The sequence below is a fragment of the Duganella sp. P38 genome (assembly GCF_050859475.1).
In the GTDB taxonomy this organism is placed as follows: Bacteria; Pseudomonadota; Gammaproteobacteria; order Burkholderiales; family Burkholderiaceae_D; genus Rugamonas.
Genome location: NZ_CP193936.1, coordinates 2,827,174 through 2,845,420, shown reverse-complemented (window position 1 = coordinate 2,845,420; position 18,247 = coordinate 2,827,174). Strand labels below are relative to the sequence as shown.

The window sequence follows — 18,247 nt, the reverse complement described above, 5'->3', positions numbered from 1 at the left end:
GCGCAGGCGGGAATCCATGGCACGCCGGCTACGCAGGCCGCGCATGGGTTCCCGCCTGCGCGGGAACGACGGTGCGCTGCCCTTGCTTTTACGCCGCGTCGATCGCAGCGTTGAAGGTGGCGCTTGGACGCATCACCTCGGCGGTTTTGACCGGATCCGGCTGGTAGTAGCCGCCGATGTCCTTGGCCTGGCCTTGCACGCTGTTGAGCTCGTCAACGATCTTGGTTTCGTTTTCCGACAGCTGCTTGGCCAGCGGCGCGAACTTGGCGGCCAGCTCGGCGTCCTCGGTCTGCGCGGCCAGTGCTTGCGCCCAGTACAGCGACAGGTAGAAGTGGCTGCCACGGTTGTCCAGCTCGCCGGTGCGCGACGATGGCGACTTGCTGTTGTCCAGCAGCTTGCCGGTCGCTTCGTCCAGCGTCTTGGCCAGGATCTTGGCCTTGGCGTTGTTTTCCTTGATGCCCAGCTCTTCCAGCGACACCGCCAGCGCCAGGAACTCGCCCAGCGAATCCCAGCGCAGGTGGTTTTCTTCCACCAGCTGCTTGACGTGCTTCGGCGCCGAACCGCCGGCGCCGGTTTCGTACATGCCGCCGCCAGCCATCAGCGGCACGATCGACAGCATCTTGGCCGAGGTGCCCAGCTCCAGGATCGGGAACAGGTCGGTCAGGTAGTCGCGCAGGATGTTGCCGGTCACCGAGATGGTGTCCAGGCCGCGCGAGACGCGCTCCAGCGTGTAGCGCATGGCGCGCACTTGCGACATGATCTGGATGTCCAGGCCGCTGGTGTCGTGATCCTTCAGGTAGACCTGGACTTTCTTGATCACTTCGGCTTCGTGCGGACGGTACGGGTCCAGCCAGAACACGGCAGGCATGCCGGAGTTGCGGGCGCGGGTCACGGCCAGTTTCACCCAGTCGCGGATCGGCGCGTCCTTCACCTGGCACATGCGCCAGATGTCGCCCGCTTCCACGGTCTGGGTCAGCAGCACTTCGCCGGTGGCCAGGTCGGTGATGTTGGCGATGCCGCCTTCGGCCACCTCAAAGGTCTTGTCGTGCGAGCCGTATTCCTCGGCTTGCTGCGCCATCAGGCCGACGTTCGGCACCGTGCCCATGGTGGTCGGATCGAAGTTGCCATGCCATTTGCAGAAGTTGATCATCTCCTGGTAGATGCGGGCGAAGGTCGATTCCGGCATGACGGCCTTGACGTCGGCGGTGCGGCCATCGGCGCCCCACATCTTGCCGCCGATGCGGATCATGGCCGGCATTGAGGCGTCAACGATGACGTCGTTCGGCGAATGGAAGTTGGTGATGCCCTTGGCCGAGTCGACCATGGCCAGCTTCGGACGGTGTTCGTGGCAGGCGTGCAGGTCCTTGAGGATTTCGTCCTTCTGCGACGCCGGCAGCTTTTCGATTTTCTCGTACAGGTTGACCATGCCGTTGTTGACGTTCACACCCAGTTCGTCGAACAGCTTGGCGTGCTTCTCGAACGCGTCCTTGTAGAAGATGCGCACGCAGTGGCCGAACACGATCGGGTGCGAAACCTTCATCATGGTGGCTTTGACGTGCAGCGAGAACATCACGCCGGTCTTGTAGGCGTCGTCGATTTCTTTCTCGTAGAACTCCAGCAGCGCTTTCTTGCTCATGAACATGGAGTCGATGATTTCGCCCGCTTGCAGCGAGACCTTCGGCTTCAGCACGATGGTTTTGCCGGAGGCGGTGATCAGCTCCATCTTGACGTCGCGCGCCTTGTCCAGGGTCATGGACTTTTCGCCGTGGTAGAAGTCGCCCGCGTGCATGTGCGACACGTGGGTGCGCGACGCCTGGCTCCACTCGCCCATCGAATGCGGGTGCTTGCGCGCGTATTCCTTGACGGCCTTCGGCGCGCGGCGGTCCGAGTTACCTTCGCGCAGCACCGGGTTCACGGCCGAGCCGATGCACTTGCTGTAGCGGGCCTTCAGCGCTTTTTCTTCGTCGGTTTTGGGTCTTCCGGGAAGTCCGGCAGCTTGTAGCCCTTGCCTTGCAGTTCGCGGATGGCCGCTTGCAGCTGGGCGACCGAGGCCGAGATGTTCGGCAGCTTGATGATGTTGGCTTCCGGCTTCAGCGTCAGCGCGCCCAGTTCAGCCAGGTTGTTCGGTACTTTTTGTTCGTCAGTCAGGAATTCAGGAAACTCCGCCAATACGCGGGCGGCGACCGAAATATCGCTCGACACGACATCGACGCCAGCCGGTGCGGTGAACTTCTTGATGATAGGCAGCAGGGAATAAGTTGCCAGCAGGGGGCTTCGTCAGTCAGCGTGTAGATGATTTTTGGATTTTGTGTTGCCATGTTCATTCCCTCGTAAACGATTGGTGCTCGGAGTAATTACGCCCGTTATTGTAATCCCTGATGCCGGGGTTTGTGCAAATGATGCCACTCTATTCACAGCGCTTATTGTCATCATACAACCTGCGCATGCACCTCCATGGTGCATGTGTATAAAAATCAACAGGTTAAACGTTTACTAGCAAGCTGCTAGTAGATATTTGGTTGTATGATGTCTGATATCTGAGCTATGATCAGCGCACCAAAGTAAGGAGACTGGCATGACCACGCAACAACCCCAAGCCACCCGCGTCCGGTGGATGATTCTGGCAATACTGTTCGCTGTAACCACGATTAACTACGCCGACCGCGCCACCATCGCGATCGCCGGCCCCGAGATCAAGCGCCTGCTGGGACTCAGTCCGGTCGAGATGGGCTTTGTGTTCTCCGCCTTCGCCTGGTCGTATGTGCTGGCCCAGCTGCCGGGCGGCTGGCTGCTCGACCGCTTCGGCTCGAAAATCACTTATTTCTTCAGTATCTTCCTGTGGTCGCTGTTCACCATGCTGATGGGCACGGTCGGCTTCTTCACCGGCGCGGCCGCGGTCACCGCGCTGTTCGTGCTGCGCCTGCTGATCGGCGCGGCCGAGGCGCCCTCTTTCCCCGGCAACTCGCGCATCGCCTCGGCCTGGTTCCCGACCAGCGAACGCGGCACGGCGGCGGCCATCTTCAACTCGGCGCAATACTTCGCCACCGTGCTGTTCGCCCCGATCATGGGCTGGCTGGTGCACGCCTTCGGCTGGGAAAGCGTGTTCTTCGTCATGGGCGGCCTCGGCATCTTCATGGCCTTCATCTGGCTGAAAACCGTGTACGGCCCGAAAGACCACCCGAAAGCCAACGCGGCCGAAGTGGCCTATATTGAAGCCGGCGGCGCGCTGGTCGACCTGGAAAGCAAGAACAAGGTTGCCGCTACCACCAAGCTCGATACCTGGTCGTGCATCAAGCAGCTGCTGGGCAACCGCATGCTGCTGGGCGTGTACATCGGCCAGTATTGCATCAACACGCTGACCTACTTCTTCCTGACCTGGTTCCCGGTATACCTGGTGCAGGAGCGCCATATGACGATTCTGAAGGCCGGCTTCGTGGCCGCGCTGCCGGCCGTGGCAGGCTTCCTCGGCGGCGTGCTGGGCGGCGTGATCTCGGACCGCCTGATCAAGTCGGGCAAGTCGCTGTCGGTGGCGCGCAAAACGCCGATCGTCTGCGGCATGCTGCTGTCGACCTCGATGATCGTGTGTAACTACGTCGAAGCCGACTGGCTGGTCATCATGGTGATGTCGATCGCCTTCTTCGGCAAGGGCATCGGCGCGCTGGGCTGGGCGGTGGTGGCCGACACCTCGCCGAAAGAAGCCGGCGGCATGAGCGGCGCGCTGTTCAACACCTTCGGCAACACCGCCGGCATCACCACCCCGATCGTCATCGGCTACATCCTGCAAGCCACCGGTTCGTTCGCCGGCGCGCTGGTGTTCGTCGGCGCCAACGCGGTGGTGACCATCGCCTGCTACCTGTTCATGGTCGGCGAAATCAAGCGCTTCGAATTCAAGACGCCCGTGATGCGCAAGCTGGAAGGCGCGCCAGAGGCCGCATAAAAGCCGTGCACAATACAGAAAAGCCCGCTATGCGGGCTTTTTTCGTGTAAATTGTCGTATTCCAATATTTAGTTCCCCTTTTTATGTCAGCACGGCCCCGGTTTGCGTTTTCCTTGCGGTATTTGCTGATTATGCTGACCGCCATCGGGCTGTTGCCGCTGGCCTTGCTCGGCGCCTGGAGCTTGCACGCGGCCGGCGAATACAAGGAGCGCGAGCAGGAGCGCTGGATGCTGGACCTGGCGCGCGCGCTGTCAAGCGCGGTCGACGCCGAACTCGACAGCGCGGTCGCCACGCTGACCTCGCTCGGCAACGCCGCGCCGCTGCAAAACGGCGACCTGCCCGGTTTTTACGCCGCCGCCAACGCGCTGGTGCGCAAGCAGCCCGACTGGCTGGGCGTCATCCTCACCGACGGCAACGGCAACACCTTGCTGCGCACCATGGATGACTACGGCGCCGCGCCGCCGCCGCTGGCCGATCCCCGCAGCATGCGCCAGCTACTGTCCAGCCAGCAGCCGGTGGCTGGCCAGATCGCCCGTGGCCGCGGCGGCCGCCCGGCCTTCCCGGTGCGCGTGCTGATCGCCGGCGATCAAGGCAAGCTGTATACCCTGACGGCGGTGATCCAGCCGGACCGCATGCTGCGCCTGATTCAGCGCCAGCAGGTGCCGTCCGATGCGGTGATCGCCATCCGCGACGGCGCGCGCGCGGTGGTGGCGCGTTCGCGCGACCAGCAAGGCAGGGTCGGCGAGCAGCCCAGCAGCTCGCTGGTGCAACTGATGCGCGCCACCGGCGCGGAAGGTTTTGGCAGCGCCGTCACCAGCGAGGGCCAGACGGTCGCCACCGCTTACACCACCCGCTCGCGCTACGGCTGGGCGCTGGTGGTCGGCCGGCCGCTTGAGGGCCTGCGCGCGGCCGCGTTCGAGCGCATGGGCGTGTACGGCGCCGGCATCGTGCTGTCGCTGCTGGCCTGCTTCCTGCTCGCCTCGCTGCTATCGAAGCGGCTGCTGACCACCATCAAGGCGCTGCAACACAACACCGCCGCGCTCGGCTCCGGGGCGCCGCTGACCGTGGCGCCGTCGGGCATCACCGAAATCGACCTGATCGGCCAGGCGCTGGAACAGGCCGAGCAGCAACGCAACGCGCAGGAGCGCGAGCGCACGCAGTTGCTCGACTCGCTCAACCGCGCGCTGGCCAGCCACCAGGCCGCGCTGGCCGATGCGCGCGAGGCCGGCCGCGCCAAGGACGAATTCCTCGCCGTGCTGGGCCACGAACTGCGCAACCCGCTCAGCCCCATCGTCACCTCGCTCGATCTGCTGGACATGCGCGACGAAGCGACCAGCCGCAAAGAGCGCGCCGTCATGCGGCGGCAGGTCAACCACTTGCGCCGCCTGGTGGACGATTTGCTCGACCTGTCGCGCATCACATCCGGCAAGCTGCAACTGGACCTGCATCCGCTGAATCTGGCCGACGTCGTGCGCCATGCGGTGGCGGCGGCGCCGGGCCAGCAAATCAGCCTGTCCGCGCCGGCCGCCACCTGGGTCATGGGCGACGACAGCCGCCTGACGCAGGTGCTCAACAACCTGCTGTCCAACGCCGCCCGCTTCGGCAGCAGCGCTACCCGCGTCACGCTCGGCAGCGACGACGCGCATGCGCGGCTGGAAGTCAGCGACAACGGCATCGGCATGAGCGAGGAGCTGATCGCGCGCGTATTCGAGCCGTTTCACCAGGCGCCGCAATCGCTGGCGCGCCGCAGTGGCGGACTCGGCCTGGGCCTCGCCATCGTGCACAAAATCGTCGACCTGCACGGCGGCGAGGTGCGCGCGCACAGCGCCGGCGCCGGCATGGGCAGCCGCTTCGAGGTGCTGCTGCCGCTGACCGCGCCGCCCGCGACAGCGTCGGCATCGGCCGGTACGGCCGAGGACGCAGGCCTGCAACTGCTGCTGGTCGATGACAATATCGACGCCGCGCTGTCCGGCGCGGCGCTGCTGCAATTGCTGGGTCACGAGGTGCGCATCGCCCACAGCGGGGCCGAGGCGCTCGAGGCGGTGCGCCAGCAGATGCCGCAGGTGGCGATTCTGGACATCGGCCTGCCGGACATGAGCGGCTACGAGCTGGCCACCGCCATCCGCCAGCAAGCCGGCGGCGACAAGGTACGGCTGGTGGCGCTCACCGGCTATGGCCAGAAGGAAGACGTGGCCCGGGCCTACGAGGCGCAGTTCAACCTGCACCTGACCAAGCCGGCCAGCGTGGCCGACCTGCAGCGCGCCACCGCGCCGCTCAGCTAAATCAGCCAGCCGTAAGGGAAGCCGTAACGCCAGACGTTAAACAGCTCAGCCGAGGTCTGGATGCCGCAGATATCCAGCACCTTGCCGAAGTAGGCCAGCAATTGATCCCGCTCTTCGGATTCCCCGCTGTTGAAATCGGCCAGGGAGCGCTTCATCGCGCGCAGCACGGTGGAGCGCTGCGGCCGCTCCGGCAACTCGGCGATCAGCGCCTGCAACGTGCCGTCCACCGCCGCCTGCGCCACGCGCCGCTGCTCCTCATTCCTGGCGCCAGGGTAAAAGTGGTGGCGTCCAACTCGAACTTGCGTTCCGCCTGCAAGCTTTGCAAGCGCTGGATGACGTCCGGCGTGATCGCCAGTTGATGATCGTTGAAACCGGTCGGCCACAGATAAAAACTCAGGCCGGACGATCCGCCGGCGATCAGCGCGGCAACGGCGATGACGATGGTGCGGAATACTTTTTGAACAATTTCTTTCCTGGATAAAGGTTATTCGGTCTTGCCGTCGAGCGCCCGGCGCGCTTCGGCCAGGCTGTCACGGGCGTTCTCGCTGTCGGGAAAGATGTGTACCATCAGCTTGAAGATTTCCAGCCCGTCTTGCGGCCGCCCGGAACGCAGCAGACGGTAGCCCCAGCCATTCAGCTCGCCCTCCGGCACGGTGAACTTGCCCGCGTTATACAGCGGAATGGCTTGCGCGAAGCCTTGTTGATGCAGGGCCACCGAGAACGCCTCCAGCGTCGGCGCGGTTTTCGCCGCCATGCGGATATCGGCCGTAATCATATGCGGCGGCACGCCGTTGCGCACCGGCCGCGCAGCCAGGAACGCGCGGCTCTTGCCATCGCCCTTCAGGTAAGCGTTGAGAAATTCCAGCACATAGCGCGACGCCCAGTTGTGCGCCTGCACGATCTCCTGCCGTGAATACTCTTCGAAATCGGCCTCGCCGCTAAAGCGGATTTGCGAGGTGCTGAAATTGCTATGTGCCATCGGATGCAGGATGTAGTAGTACACGTCCGTATACTTCATCGCATTAATGAAGCTGAACGACACATCATAGCTGCCCTCCAGTTGCTCGATCGTCCTCGGCCTCGCCGACAGGTACAGCAACGGCACATTCACGCGCGCCGGCGTCACGTACTTGGCCGCCTCCTTGCCGCCGTTGATGTATTCCGGATAGCCGCGCATCGAACCATCGAGCGACACCAGCGCCCGGATGCGCTGGTCCCTGGCGGCAGCCAGCACATTCGCCAGTCCGCCCCAGCTGAACCCGGCCACGGCGATGCGCCCCGTGTCCACCTGCGGCAGGCTGTGCGCGTAGCCGATCAGGTAGGCGATATCGGCCGCCTGCGCCTCGGCCCCTTCGAGGTTCGGGTTCATCACCCTGCCCTGGCCGTCGACGCTCGGGCTGGCGATCACCACATAACCCTGGCTGGCCAGATACTCGCACAGCTCGGCATTCTCATGCGCCGCGCCATTGGCGCCGGGCGCGTAGATCACCAACGGAAACTTGCCGGCAGCCGGCGTGGCGCCGCGCCGCGCCCACACCGGGCTGGCCGCCTCCGCCCGGCGTTGCGCCGGCGTCAGCGCCTTGCCGGGCTGATTGATGAACTGCTCGGTTTTTTGCGCGACCTGCGCGTCGCTCAGCGAAAAATCGCGCCGGCTGGCGGCGGTATCGAGGTAATCGGCATACGTCATGCTCTGGCCGCCGCTCTTGGCCGGATACCAGACCAGCGTCTGCATCGCGCGCGCCAGCTCTCCCTCGCGCGGCTTGCCGGTGTCGATATCAATGGCCGGCAGCGAGGAACGGCTGTAGTCGTACTGCTTGACCATCTGGAAACCGACCGGGTAGCTGCCCGCCGGATTCAAATACGCATAATGCGACGCCGCCTGCGCCGGCAAAACGGCGCAGCACAACAAAACCAGGGAGCCAAAACGCATTGTTGCCTTATTGGGTTGCAGAAAAGGCTATTTTAATAGAGATGGCCTTATCCAATCAGCACTATTTTTGCCATAGCGCTTCCCAGCCGGTGAACACGCCCAGCGGAATAATCTCCCAGTCGATCAAGCCTTGCGTCACCAGCGGAAACGCCGCCATCGCCTCGCGCGCGGCTGCTGGCGAAGCGCACTCCACCACGATAGCCACGCCAGGCCGGTCCTGACGCGCATAGATCTCGCGGATGATGCCGGTGCGATGCAACTCCCACGCGTAGCGCACCTCGTCGAGCAAATGCGGCCGGTATTGGTCCGGCGTCACGCCCGGCTGCGGAATATCGAGACACAACAGTTTCATGCCGCCTCCCGCGCCAGCACGCCGCTCAGGCTGTCGCGGAAGCCTTGCAGCTTCTCGCCCTCGGCGCCCATCGCCGCGTAGAACGCCAGCGGCGGCAGATATTCCATGCCGACGTAGAGTGCGCAAGCCTTCATCGGCGTCAGCACTTCCTCGATACTGCTGCGCACCAGGCCTTCGGCGGAATACGTGTGCTCGGCAGCACCGGCCGACACCACCACCTGCATCTGCTTGCCGCGCAAGGCCTTGCCTTCCGGCCCGAACGCCCAGCCATAGGCCCAGACCTGGTTCAGGTAAGCCTTCAGCATCGGCGTCAGATTGATCCAGTGCACCGGGAACATGTAGACCACGCGGTCAACGCCGTCATGCGCGCGCTGCTCGGCGGCCACATCGATGGCGGACAGGTCGTTGCCGTACAGCGCTTCCAGATTGCGCACCGTCACATCCGCCGTGCCCTCGGCGGTCTGCTGCAAGGCCTTGATGACATGGGTTTGCTCGGGATACGGGTGAGAGACGATCCATGGATACCACGCAACGCGTCCGCGCGATTCTTTCCTTCGTTAACGCGGCCGACGCCGGCAGCTTTGCGGCCGCGGCCCGCAACTTGGGCATGTCATCGGCGGCGGTCAGCAAAAATGTGGCGGGACTGGAAAAGTCGCTTGGCGTGCGCTTGATGAGCCGCACCACGCGCACTGCCAGCCTGACCGAAGAAGGCGCGGCGTTCCTGCGGCAGGCGCGCATCGGCCTGGAGGCGCTGGACCTGGCGGCCGACGCCGTTATCGCCCACCGCGCAACGCCGTCGGGCAGCGTGCGCATTTCCACCAGCGTCGGCTTCGGCCGCGAGCAATTGACGCCCGCTTTGCCCGGGCTGTTGGCGCGCTAGCCCGGCCTGTCGGTGGAAGTGGACTTTGACGATCGCCTCAGCGATGCGGTGCGCGACCGCTATGACCTGGTGCTGCGCGGCGGGCGCATCGCCGATTCATCGATGGTGTCGCGACCGATCTGCCAGTTCAAGTTGCTGCTGGTGGCGTCGCCGGCGTATCTGGCGCGGCATGGCATCCCGCGCACACCGCACGACCTCGCCCGTCACAAGCTGCTGACGCGGCGCTTTCTTGGCGGCGGCGTCTCGCCGTGGTCGTTCAAGGCCAGCGACGGCGGCCTATTAACGATCAACACCGATCACGCGGTGATGACCTATTCCTCGCCGGAAGCGCTCAACCAGTCGGCGCTGGTCGCGCCGCGCGTGCGGGTGACGGTGGATTACCTGCTGGATTATTTCAGCCAGCTGGAGGCGCTGCACCTGCCGCTGGCGGCGCTGGCGGAATACTCAGCCTAATTCGCTGTAGAAGCAACGGCCGCAGGCCTGGCGGTAGCTTTCATTGCCGCCGATACTGATCTGCTCGCCTTCCTTGATGCGCTTGCCGTTCTCGTCGACGCGGATATTCATCGTCGCCTTCTTGCCGCAGCTACAGATGTTCTTGATTTCCTCGATATCGTCGGCCAGCGCCAGCAGATAGGCCGAGCCGGGGAATGGCTCGCCGAGGAAGTCCGAGCGCAAGCCGTAGGTAATCACCGGCACGCCGCGCACCTGCGCCAGCTGATGCAGCTGCTTGACCTGTTCCTTGCTGAGGAACTGCGCCTCGTCCACCAGCAGGCAGGCGATTTTCTTGTCCACGGTCAGCAGGAAATCGGTGTCATTGTGGAACACCTCGGTTTCACGCTGCGGCCCGAGGCGCGACGTGACCTTGCCGACGCCGTAGCGGTTGTCGATGGCGGCCGTGAACAGGCGCACCGTCTGACCCTGCTCTTCGTAATTGTGGGCCACCTGCAGCATGGCGGTGGACTTGCCTGCGTTCATCGCAGAATAGCGGAAGTAGAGTTTTGCCATGGCGCGGATTATAAACCCCGGAATCCGAAAAAGTGCATACTTGCCCGAAATGTACAAAGGAGAACGTATGCGCACCCCTGCCCTGTTCACCCTGATTGGCAACACGCCGCTGGCCGAGGTTACCCGCCTCGATACCGGGCCTTGCCAGTTGTTCCTGAAACTGGAATCGCAAAATCCCGGCGGCTCGATCAAGGACCGCATCGGCCTGGCGATGATCGAAGCGGCCGAGGCCGAGGGCCTGCTCAAGCCCGGCGGCACCATCATCGAAGCCACCGCCGGCAATACCGGCCTCGGCCTGGCGCTGGTCGGACGGCTGAAAGGCTACCGCGTGCTGCTGGTGGTGCCGGACAAAATGTCGAGCGAAAAAGTGCTGCACCTGAAGGCGCTCGGCGCCGAGGTGCGCACCACCCGATCCGACGTCGGCAAGGGCCATCCCGAGTATTACCAGGACTTCGCCGCGCGCCTGGCGGCCGAGATGCCCGGCGCCTGGTACTCGGACCAGTTCAACAATCCGGCCAACCCGCTGGCGCACGAAACCACCACCGGCCCGGAAATCTGGGAACAGATGGGCCATGATATCGACGCCATCGTGGTCGGCGTCGGCTCGTCCGGCACGCTCACCGGCCTGACGCGCTACTTCCGCAAGGTGGCGCCGCATGTGGAATTTATCCTGGCCGATCCGGCCGGCTCCATCCTCGCCGAATACATCGACACCGGCAAGGTCGCGGAAACCAGCGGCTCGTGGGCGGTGGAAGGCATAGGCGAGGACTTCATCCCCGCCATCGCCGACATGGACGGCGTGACCAAGGCCTATACCATCGAAGACGTGGAAAGCTTCGCCACCGCGCGCGCCCTGCTGAAGGAGGAAGGCATCCCGGGCGGTTCCTCCACCGGCACGCTGCTGGCCGCCGCGCTGCGCTACTGCCGCGAACAGACCGCGCCCAAGCGCGTGGTCAGCTTCGTCTGCGACACCGGCACGCGCTACCTGTCCAAGGTCTACAACGACGGCTGGATGCGCGACCAGGGCCTGCTCGAACGCCGCCGGCACAACGACCTGCGCGACCTGATCGGCCGCCGCTTCGACGCCGGGGAAGTCATCAGCGTCATGCCCGACGACACGCTGATGATCGCCTTCAACCGCATGCGCGCGGCCGACGTGGCGCAGCTGCCGGTGCTGCAAAACGGCCACCTGGCCGGCATCATCGACGAATCGGACGTGCTGCTGACGGTGGGCGCGGAGCCGGAACGCTTCAACCAGCCGGTCAGCAGCGCCATGACCCGGCGGCTGGACGTGCTGTCGCCGGCGGCCGACATGCAGGCGCTGCGCGATATCCTCGACCGCGGCCTGACCGCGGTGGTGGCCGAACATGACACTTTCTATGGCCTCATCACCCGCTACGACCTGCTCAACCACCTGCGAAGGACGCTATCCTGAACCACAAAAGCGTTTCGCGGACCGCTATTTAGCTGATAATATTCCGGCATGATCTACTTCATTATCATTGCCGTGGTATTGGGCCTCGGCTTCGCCTACTCGATTCTGGTCGCCAGCGCCAAGCCGGTGGTCGGCAGCGATTATTACAAGGTGTCGAAAGACGGCCGCGTGATGCTGTCCGCCGGGTCCAAGGTCAGCGTGCTGAAACCGACACTGTACCCGGAAGGCCTGAAGGTCAAGCTGCGCGGCGGCACCCGCGAGGGCGAGTTCTACGTGCACGACCTGGTGGCCGAGGTGTTCCTGCCCAATCCGAACAAGCTGCCGGCCGTGCGCCACCGCGACGGCAATGTGCGCAACAACAAAGTCGAGAACCTGCAATGGGTCCGGCTGGAGGACGTGGAGCACCCCGAGCCGGTGGTCTACCCGCAGCCCTGATCACTCGCCCGGATGGTAGCGGCGCTCAAGGTGCTTCTCGATATCCGCCTTGTAGAACAGGACATCCTTGAATTCGCCGCGCGCGTACATCGCCGCTTGGTCGTTGAAGTGCGGTGACGCCGGGTCGCCGCTCTGGCCACCGGCAAGGATGCTGCGCGCCTTGATGCGCGGCCCGAACTCCACCGCCGCCACGAAGCTGTTGCCTCGCTCGCCGTAGATACGCCTGGTTTTCTGCTTCGACGTCATGCCATACGCGGCCAGCGAACCCCAGTTGGCCGAGGCAAAAGCCACCGGCAGGCTAGGCTTGCTGTCGTCGAACGGCTGCACGATATCGCCAGTCAGGCGCTGGAAGCGATTGATCTCGCCCCATGGCGTCTGCCAGCTGCCGAAATCGGCGGTCAGCCTTGCCACCGCGCGCTCCAGCGCTTCGATGCGCTGCTGCGGAGTGATCGCCGCCTGGATGTAGTCCAGCACCGGCACTTCCTTCGTCTTGGCCAGTGGCTGATACGTGTTCCACAAATCCTGCGCCCAGTACACCGCCAGCGAAGTGCTGGTCGATTCCAGCGAATAGCGCATATCCCACGCGCGCAGCGCCTTGACCTGCGGCGCCAGCGCGGCCTTGCGCGCATCGTCCGGCAGCGCATCGTAAGCCTCGAACAGCTGCGGCAGCAGCGACTCGAAGGCCGGCAGTTGCGTATCGTAGGACGCGGCGATCAGGCTCTCGATGGTGAAGTCTTTTTTATTTTCCAGCACGCGCAATGCGTGGATGCCGCGCGGATTCTCGGGGAATACCGACATATAGGCCGGATAGTCCTTGACCTTCGGGCTGTAAGGGCCGGCGGCCGTGTACGGCCAGTTATTCGTGTTCTGAATCCAGCCGTTCTTTGGATTGAACAGCGTGATCGTCTCTTTAACCTCGTGCAGGCCTTGCCACTCGGTGGCCGGATTGCTGCCATCGACCGGATGCTTCCAGTCGAACCGCGCATCGCGGCGCGGAATGAAGTTGCCGTGGAAGTAGGCGATATTGCCGTCGGCGTCCGCATACACGGTGTTGTTGGACGAATTGGTGCGCAGCTCCATCGATTTGTAGAACTGCTTGTAGTTGCGCGCCTTGGTGCGGATGAAGGACTGCGTCAACGCCTTCAGCGGCTCGTTCATCAAACGCACGGCTACCCACTTGCCATCCTTGGCGCGCACGATAGGACCATGGTGGCTATAGTAGACACGCACGGTCTTGCTGGCCATGCCGTCCTTGGTCTTGTATGGCAATTCGATATCGACCGCCTTCAGCGGCCGCTGCTCGCCGCCGTACGCATAGAAGAACTGGCCGTCCTTTTCGGCGATGGTTTCGAGGTACTCGTCGATCACGTCGCCGCCGCCGGACGTGTGCATCCAGCCCACGCGGTCGTTAAAGCCCTGGTAGACAAAGAACTGCCCCCAGGTCACTGCGCCGTAGGCGTTCAGCCCTTCCTGGCTTTGCACGTGCACCTCGGGACGGAAGTAGAACGAGGTGTGCGGGTTGATCATCAACAGCGCGCGCTTGTTCTTCGTCAGCGCCGGGGCAATGGCAAAGCCGTTGGAGCCGCCCGGCTCCTTGTCCGGATCCACGCCGTCGCCGGCCGACATCAGCACCGGCGGCATCAGCGGCAGCCTGGCGCCGCCTTCGTACAAAGCTTGCAGCTGCTTGATGTCGATGGTTTCGATATCGCCGCCGATGCTGCCTTCGCTGAAGCTGAGCGCCATCCATGGTTCAAAGCGCGTCAGCAGCGCGGGCGTTACGCCGGGATGCGTTTGCAGGTAGAAGTTCAGGCCATCGGCCCAGGCGTTCATCAGCTTTTTCAGCCACGCCGGCGCTTGCGCGTATTGGCGCTTCAGCTCATCGGGATTGATGAACAGCTTCATGCGCAGGTCTTTATACAGCTCCGCCTCACCCTCCACTTCCGCCAGGCGGCCCATGGCGTTGATGAAGTTCAACTCCACGCGGCGGAAGTCGTCCTCCGCCTGCGCGTAGACCAGGCCAAACACGGCATCGGCGTCGGTCCTGCCGTAGACGTGCGGGATGCCCCATTTGTCGCGCAGGATGGTGACGCGCCGGGCGGCGGCCTTGAGGCGCGCCTCTTCGCCAACTGCGGGCGCCGCGGGCGCCGCGGCTGTTACGGGGGCAGCGCCTGCCGCCGCGCTTATCGCAACCAGACAAGTCAAAGCCAACGGCGCATGCAGTCGCTGCATCAGTCAAACTCCCATCGATCAGGCACTCGCCAATTCCGAAATACGGCGTTGCAGAACAGTGATTTCCTCCAGCAGGGCGGCGTTCTTCTCGCGCAGCGCGGCGTTCTCGGCGCGCAGCTCCTGCACGTCCATCGGAATGTCACCGTAATCGACGGCCGGCGCGGTCTTCGCCTCCTTCGGCTCCTTGGCCGGACGCGAGGCGGCGCGCATTTCGCGCACTTCCTTGGCGGCTTTTTGCAACTCCTTCTTGCCGCCGGCGACGGCCGCCAGTTGCACCTCTTCCGGCAGCGAGGCCACGGTGGCGGCGGCGTTGATCGAGATGGTGCCGGCGCGCACCGCTTCCACCAGTTCCGGCGTGGCCGTCTTCTGGATCTTTTCGATCTGGCCGATGGTGGCGCTGCTCAGGCGCGCGGCGCGGGCGATGTCTTCGCGCGAGGCCAGCGGCATGGCGGCCGGCTTCCTGGCCGGCGCCTCGCCATCTTCCGGCGGCGCGATCTTGGCGTCTTCGGCAGCCGCTTCGGCGGCCAGTTCCAGTGCGCGCGCGGTCATGATTTCTTTTTGCGCAGCGCCAGCACGCCGCGCTGGTAGTCGGAAATGCTGCGGCGGCCCAGATTGTTATCGATCATCCACAGCTTGACGTCCTCCAGGCTGCGGAAGCTGGTATTTTCAATCGCCTTGAACGGAATGCCGTGTTCCTGGCAGATCTGGTAGCGGTTATGGCCGTCCACCAGCACGTCTTCCCATAGCACCAGCGCGTCGCGGCAACCTTCGGTCAGGATGCTGCGCTCCAACGCCTGGTATTCGCTCTCGGTCAGCGGCTCGATATAAGCGCGCAACGTGTCGTTAATTTTGATTTGCATATCTATCCTTGAATTACCGGCGCGGGCCCTGCCCGAACGCCGTCCAGCATGCTACACCATCCGGCCTACTACCAAAAGCGCCAACTGGCAAGACGGTTACAAGATGGTTACTAAGGCAATTTTAAGAAAACTACTTTACTATCACACCCAGTCAAACGTGCTTTCTCCGCCAATTGACGCAAAGCCCCGACAGGTTCCCCGCCTGCCCGGGGCTTTGTCTTTTGCGGCGCACCTTTTTATGCCATGATGCAGTTCCAACATTAAGGATTTTACATGGTCAACTACATCATCCGCGTGGCATACGCCGAGCCCCAGCCCGGCACGTTCGACAAACTGAATGCGGAATTGGCGAAATACAACATCGCCGGCGCCATCAAGGCGGACGACGGCAAAGGCTATTTCCTGCCGCAGGGCGAATATTGCTACAGCGGCGCCGAGCCGATCAACGAAGTGCGCGACGCCATCCACCGCCTGGCCGCCAGCGTGCAGCCGGAGCCGTCGGTGCTGGTGGTGGAAGTGACCACGCTGGCATGGAGCGGTCTGCGCCTGATCGAAGGCGTCTAAACCGCGAGCGCAGTGCGCCTCTTGAGCCAGGCGGCGAATTCCGGCGCCAGCATCGGGCGGGCGATCCAATAGCCCTGCCCCTCGTCACAGCCCCAGCTGGCCAGCAGCCGGTAGACTTCCTCGCTCTCCACGCCCTCGGCTACCACGCGGTGGCCAAAGTCGTGGCCCAGCGTGATCATCGAGCGCACCAGCGTTTCGTCGTGCTCGTTGTCGGGCAAGGCGCGCACAAAGGACTGGTCGATCTTCAGGGCGGTGGCCGGGATCTGCTTGAGATAACTCAGGTTGCTGTAGCCCGCGCCAAAATCGTCGATCGCCACCTGCACGCCCAGTGCACGCAGCTCTGTCAGCTGCGCCTTCAGGCGCTCCGGCGTGCGGCATAGCGCGCTTTCGGTGAATTCGACCTCCACCAGCGAAGGGTCGAGCGCGCGCGCCTTCAAATGCTGGCCGAGGTGGCCGGCGAAGTCGCCATAATCGAGGTCCAGCGCGGAGACATTCAAGGCCACGCAAATACCTAAGCCGCTGCGTTGCCAGGCCTCCGCCTGACTGAGAGCGGTACGCAGCACCCAGGCCGTCATCTGCCGCATCAGCGCCGTCTTTTCCGCCAGCGGGATGAATTCCGCCGGGCTGACCGCGCCAAGCACCGGATGGCTCCAGCGCAGCAGCGCTTCCACGCCCACGCAGCGGCCGGTGCGCAAACATACGCGCGGCTGGTAATGCAGCGCCAGTTGGCCGGCGCTGGCCAGCGCCTCCGGGATCGCCGCCAAAATGCGGAAGGCGCGCTGCTGTTCGGCGTCCAGCACCTGCTGATAGATGCCGGAACCGGCCTGCTGGCCGCGCGCCTGCGCCAGCGTGCTGCTCAGCGTTCGCGCCACTTCGGTCGCCGCGCCGCCGGCATGCAGCCGCGCCGCACCGGTCACCACCGGCGGCGCATGTGGAATGCCCTGGTACTCGATCGGGTTGGAGAACATCGTTTGCAGGATTTCCAGCTCGGCGGCCAGCGCGCCATCGTCTTCGGCTTCGATCACGCAACCGAACACCGTCATGTCGATGCGGTAGACCGGCGCCGGCGCCAGCGCCACCACAATGTTGGCCTGTGCGGTTTGCAAATAACCGTCGGCGTAGTCGCCACCCAGCGCCGCCGCCATCTCCTGAAAGTAGGCGGCGCCACAGACATCCAGTGCCACCGCCGACAGATGGCGCGGCGGCGCATCCGGCACGGCCAGCTCCTTCATCCACAAGCCCAGATCCTCCAGAAAGCGCACGCGGTTTGGCAGCATCGTCAGCTGATCGACATAACCGATGCTGCGCAAGGTCTCAATGCGCATCATGATAATGGCGGCCAAGTGCTGTAGCTGATCCAGATGCGCCGCCGAGAAGCTGGTGCGCGGCGCCACGTCGATGATGCACAAGGTGCCGAGGCACATGCCATTGTTGGTGATCAGCGGCGCGCCAGCATAGAAACGCATGTACGGTTCAGCGGTCACCAGCGCGTTGCTGGAGAAGCGCTCATCCTGCAGGGTATCGAGCACCACCAGCGGGTCGCGGTTGTGCAGCGCATAGGCGCAAAAGGCCTGCGAACGCGGCGTCTGGCGCGGCTTGACGCCGATGCGCGACTTGAACCACTGCCGTCCCTCGTCCACCAGCGACACCAGCGCGATCGGCACACCGAAGATCTTCGCCGCCAGCGAGGTCAGCGCGTCGAAGGCCGGGTCGTCGGGCGTATCCAACAGACATAGCTCATGCAGCGCAGCCAGGCGCTCGAATTCATTTTTGGGGACAAGGGGATGATGCGTCACAGCGGCCTCGTTTCAACAGAGCGCGTCGGCGGGGGCGGAGCCGGATAAACCAGGCCGCGCAAAATGGCGCGACCGGATTGTCACCACATCATACCGCAGTTTAGCGGGCCATCAGAATTGATTAACGCTTGCTGGCTGCTTTGGCCTCGGCCTTGATCTCGGCGCACGACATCGGCTTGCCGTTCCTGGCAGCCTCGGCTTCCAGCTGCTGACAGCCCTGGTAGCTGTGCCAGAACACCAGCACATAGCCGGCCACGCCGAGCACAATGGCGACCATCGCCGCCGCCAAGCCTAACTTGACAACTTTTTCAGACGCCATTTCTCAACTCGATCGTTATACGTCAGGAGGGTGGGAGGTGGTGCTCCGAGCCGGAATCGAACCGGCACGCCTTGCGGCGGCAGATTTTAAGTCTGCAGTGTCTACCAATTTCACCATCGGAGCCCACACAAGGCCGATATTATGACATGAACCAGCGGTAACTGCCAGACAACTATTGAATCCGTTAAGATGGCGGCATTGCCAATACCCGTATGAGGATGCC

14 protein-coding genes, 1 tRNA gene and 3 pseudogenes are annotated in these 18,247 nt (G+C 63.7%); 7 read left to right on the top strand and 11 right to left on the bottom strand.

Annotation, left to right across the window (positions count from 1 at the left end; all coding sequences use genetic code 11):
* Window positions 1-88: 88 nt before the first annotated feature.
* Window positions 89-2,238 (bottom strand): annotated as a pseudogene (locus ACRQ5J_RS13245) (NADP-dependent isocitrate dehydrogenase).
* Window positions 2,239-2,575: 337 nt separating this feature from the next.
* On the opposite strand from ACRQ5J_RS13245, the gene ACRQ5J_RS13240 reads away from it, so the two are divergent.
* Together ACRQ5J_RS13240 and ACRQ5J_RS13235 are read left to right on the top strand one after the other, a co-directional pair.
* On the top strand, window positions 2,576-3,937 hold the full coding sequence (locus ACRQ5J_RS13240) for an MFS transporter (RefSeq protein ID WP_432377389.1): 1,362 nt from the start codon (window positions 2,576-2,578) through the stop codon (window positions 3,935-3,937).
* 131 nt (window positions 3,938-4,068) lie between these two features.
* A complete protein-coding gene (locus tag ACRQ5J_RS13235) occupies window positions 4,069-6,219 on the top strand; it encodes a hybrid sensor histidine kinase/response regulator (protein WP_432377388.1) in 2,151 nt (716 codons plus the stop codon).
* Here the strand turns inward: ACRQ5J_RS13235 and ACRQ5J_RS13230 are convergent.
* Window positions 6,216-6,602: a DUF4844 domain-containing protein gene (locus tag ACRQ5J_RS13230; RefSeq protein WP_432377387.1), complete on the bottom strand. Its 387-nt coding sequence runs from the start codon at window positions 6,600-6,602 to the stop codon at window positions 6,216-6,218. The genes ACRQ5J_RS13235 and ACRQ5J_RS13230 overlap by 4 nt on opposite strands.
* Between ACRQ5J_RS13230 and ACRQ5J_RS13225 the strand changes: the two genes are divergently transcribed.
* The gene (locus tag ACRQ5J_RS13225) at window positions 6,539-6,700 is read left to right on the top strand and encodes a hypothetical protein (protein ID WP_432383725.1); all 162 of its coding nucleotides are present in this window, start codon (window positions 6,539-6,541) and stop codon (window positions 6,698-6,700) included. The two genes, ACRQ5J_RS13230 and ACRQ5J_RS13225, sit on opposite strands and share 64 nt — an antisense overlap.
* Before the next feature lie 3 nt (window positions 6,701-6,703).
* Here ACRQ5J_RS13225 and ACRQ5J_RS13220 read toward each other — a convergent pair whose 3' ends face one another.
* The 3 genes from ACRQ5J_RS13220 to ACRQ5J_RS13210 all read right to left on the bottom strand — a co-directional run bounded on the left by ACRQ5J_RS13220 (window position 6,704) and on the right by ACRQ5J_RS13210 (window position 8,971).
* Window positions 6,704-8,149: a dienelactone hydrolase family protein gene (locus tag ACRQ5J_RS13220; protein WP_432377386.1), complete on the bottom strand. Its 1,446-nt coding sequence runs from the start codon at window positions 8,147-8,149 to the stop codon at window positions 6,704-6,706.
* A gap of 61 nt (window positions 8,150-8,210) precedes the next feature.
* Entirely contained in the window at window positions 8,211-8,501 is a 291-nt protein-coding gene (locus tag ACRQ5J_RS13215; protein ID WP_432377385.1) for a superoxide dismutase, read from the bottom strand.
* The gene (locus ACRQ5J_RS13210) at window positions 8,498-8,971 is read right to left on the bottom strand and encodes an NAD(P)H-dependent oxidoreductase (protein WP_432377384.1); all 474 of its coding nucleotides are present in this window, start codon (window positions 8,969-8,971) and stop codon (window positions 8,498-8,500) included. Before ACRQ5J_RS13210 ends, ACRQ5J_RS13215 begins: the two co-directional genes overlap by 4 nt.
* 47 nt (window positions 8,972-9,018) lie before the next feature.
* Between ACRQ5J_RS13210 and ACRQ5J_RS13205 the strand changes: the two are divergent.
* Window positions 9,019-9,834 (top strand): annotated as a pseudogene (locus ACRQ5J_RS13205) (LysR substrate-binding domain-containing protein).
* Here ACRQ5J_RS13205 and ACRQ5J_RS13200 read toward each other — a convergent pair.
* Window positions 9,826-10,386: a thymidine kinase gene (locus ACRQ5J_RS13200; RefSeq protein WP_432377383.1), complete on the bottom strand. Its 561-nt coding sequence runs from the start codon at window positions 10,384-10,386 to the stop codon at window positions 9,826-9,828. The pseudogene ACRQ5J_RS13205 and the gene ACRQ5J_RS13200 sit on opposite strands and share 9 nt — an antisense overlap.
* Window positions 10,387-10,453: 67 nt before the next feature.
* On the opposite strand from ACRQ5J_RS13200, the gene ACRQ5J_RS13195 reads away from it, so the two are divergent.
* On the top strand, window positions 10,454-11,821 hold the full coding sequence (locus tag ACRQ5J_RS13195) for a pyridoxal-phosphate dependent enzyme (RefSeq protein ID WP_432377382.1): 1,368 nt from the start codon (window positions 10,454-10,456) through the stop codon (window positions 11,819-11,821).
* A gap of 48 nt (window positions 11,822-11,869) precedes the next feature.
* Window positions 11,870-12,256: a hypothetical protein gene (locus ACRQ5J_RS13190; RefSeq protein ID WP_432377381.1), complete on the top strand. Its 387-nt coding sequence runs from the start codon at window positions 11,870-11,872 to the stop codon at window positions 12,254-12,256.
* On the opposite strand, the gene ACRQ5J_RS13185 is transcribed toward ACRQ5J_RS13190, so the two are convergent.
* Window positions 12,257-14,485, bottom strand: coding sequence for an acylase (locus tag ACRQ5J_RS13185; RefSeq protein WP_432377380.1), 2,229 nt, complete (start codon window positions 14,483-14,485; stop codon window positions 12,257-12,259).
* 18 nt (window positions 14,486-14,503) lie between these two features.
* A pseudogene (locus tag ACRQ5J_RS13180) lies at window positions 14,504-15,345 on the bottom strand (hypothetical protein).
* A gap of 273 nt (window positions 15,346-15,618) precedes the next feature.
* Between ACRQ5J_RS13180 and ACRQ5J_RS13175 the strand changes: the two are divergent.
* Window positions 15,619-15,909 (top strand): hypothetical protein, encoded by a 291-nt coding sequence (locus tag ACRQ5J_RS13175; RefSeq protein ID WP_432377379.1) that lies wholly within the window; start codon window positions 15,619-15,621, stop codon window positions 15,907-15,909.
* Here the strand turns inward: ACRQ5J_RS13175 and ACRQ5J_RS13170 are convergent.
* The 3 genes from ACRQ5J_RS13170 to ACRQ5J_RS13160 form a co-directional block, all read right to left on the bottom strand.
* Complete coding sequence (locus tag ACRQ5J_RS13170; RefSeq protein WP_432377378.1) at window positions 15,906-17,636, bottom strand: sensor domain-containing phosphodiesterase; 1,731 nt, start codon at window positions 17,634-17,636, stop codon at window positions 15,906-15,908. The genes ACRQ5J_RS13175 and ACRQ5J_RS13170 overlap by 4 nt on opposite strands.
* 190 nt (window positions 17,637-17,826) lie before the next feature.
* Window positions 17,827-18,024 carry a hypothetical protein gene (locus tag ACRQ5J_RS13165; protein WP_432377377.1) on the bottom strand — a complete coding sequence of 66 codons (198 nt, stop codon included), beginning with the start codon at window positions 18,022-18,024 and terminating at the stop codon, window positions 17,827-17,829.
* Window positions 18,025-18,062: 38 nt separating this feature from the next.
* Window positions 18,063-18,147 (bottom strand) — tRNA-Leu (locus tag ACRQ5J_RS13160).
* Window positions 18,148-18,247: the final 100 nt, after the last annotated feature.

Excerpts from the sequence above, each read along its gene's own strand:
- ACRQ5J_RS13240 (WP_432377389.1), top strand. The coding sequence starts at position 2,576 with ATGACCACGCAACAACCCCAAGCCACCCGCGTCCGGTGGATGATTCTG.
- ACRQ5J_RS13235 (WP_432377388.1), top strand. The coding sequence starts at position 4,069 with ATGCTGACCGCCATCGGGCTGTTGCCGCTGGCCTTGCTCGGCGCCTGG.
- ACRQ5J_RS13220 (WP_432377386.1), bottom strand. The coding sequence starts at position 8,149 with ATGCGTTTTGGCTCCCTGGTTTTGTTGTGCTGCGCCGTTTTGCCGGCG.
- ACRQ5J_RS13215 (WP_432377385.1), bottom strand. The coding sequence starts at position 8,501 with ATGAAACTGTTGTGTCTCGATATTCCGCAGCCGGGCGTGACGCCGGAC.
- ACRQ5J_RS13200 (WP_432377383.1), bottom strand. The coding sequence starts at position 10,386 with ATGGCAAAACTCTACTTCCGCTATTCTGCGATGAACGCAGGCAAGTCC.
- ACRQ5J_RS13195 (WP_432377382.1), top strand. The coding sequence starts at position 10,454 with ATGCGCACCCCTGCCCTGTTCACCCTGATTGGCAACACGCCGCTGGCC.
- ACRQ5J_RS13190 (WP_432377381.1), top strand. The coding sequence starts at position 11,870 with ATGATCTACTTCATTATCATTGCCGTGGTATTGGGCCTCGGCTTCGCC.
- ACRQ5J_RS13185 (WP_432377380.1), bottom strand. The coding sequence starts at position 14,485 with ATGCAGCGACTGCATGCGCCGTTGGCTTTGACTTGTCTGGTTGCGATA.
- ACRQ5J_RS13175 (WP_432377379.1), top strand. The coding sequence starts at position 15,619 with ATGGTCAACTACATCATCCGCGTGGCATACGCCGAGCCCCAGCCCGGC.
- ACRQ5J_RS13165 (WP_432377377.1), bottom strand. The coding sequence starts at position 18,024 with ATGGCGTCTGAAAAAGTTGTCAAGTTAGGCTTGGCGGCGGCGATGGTC.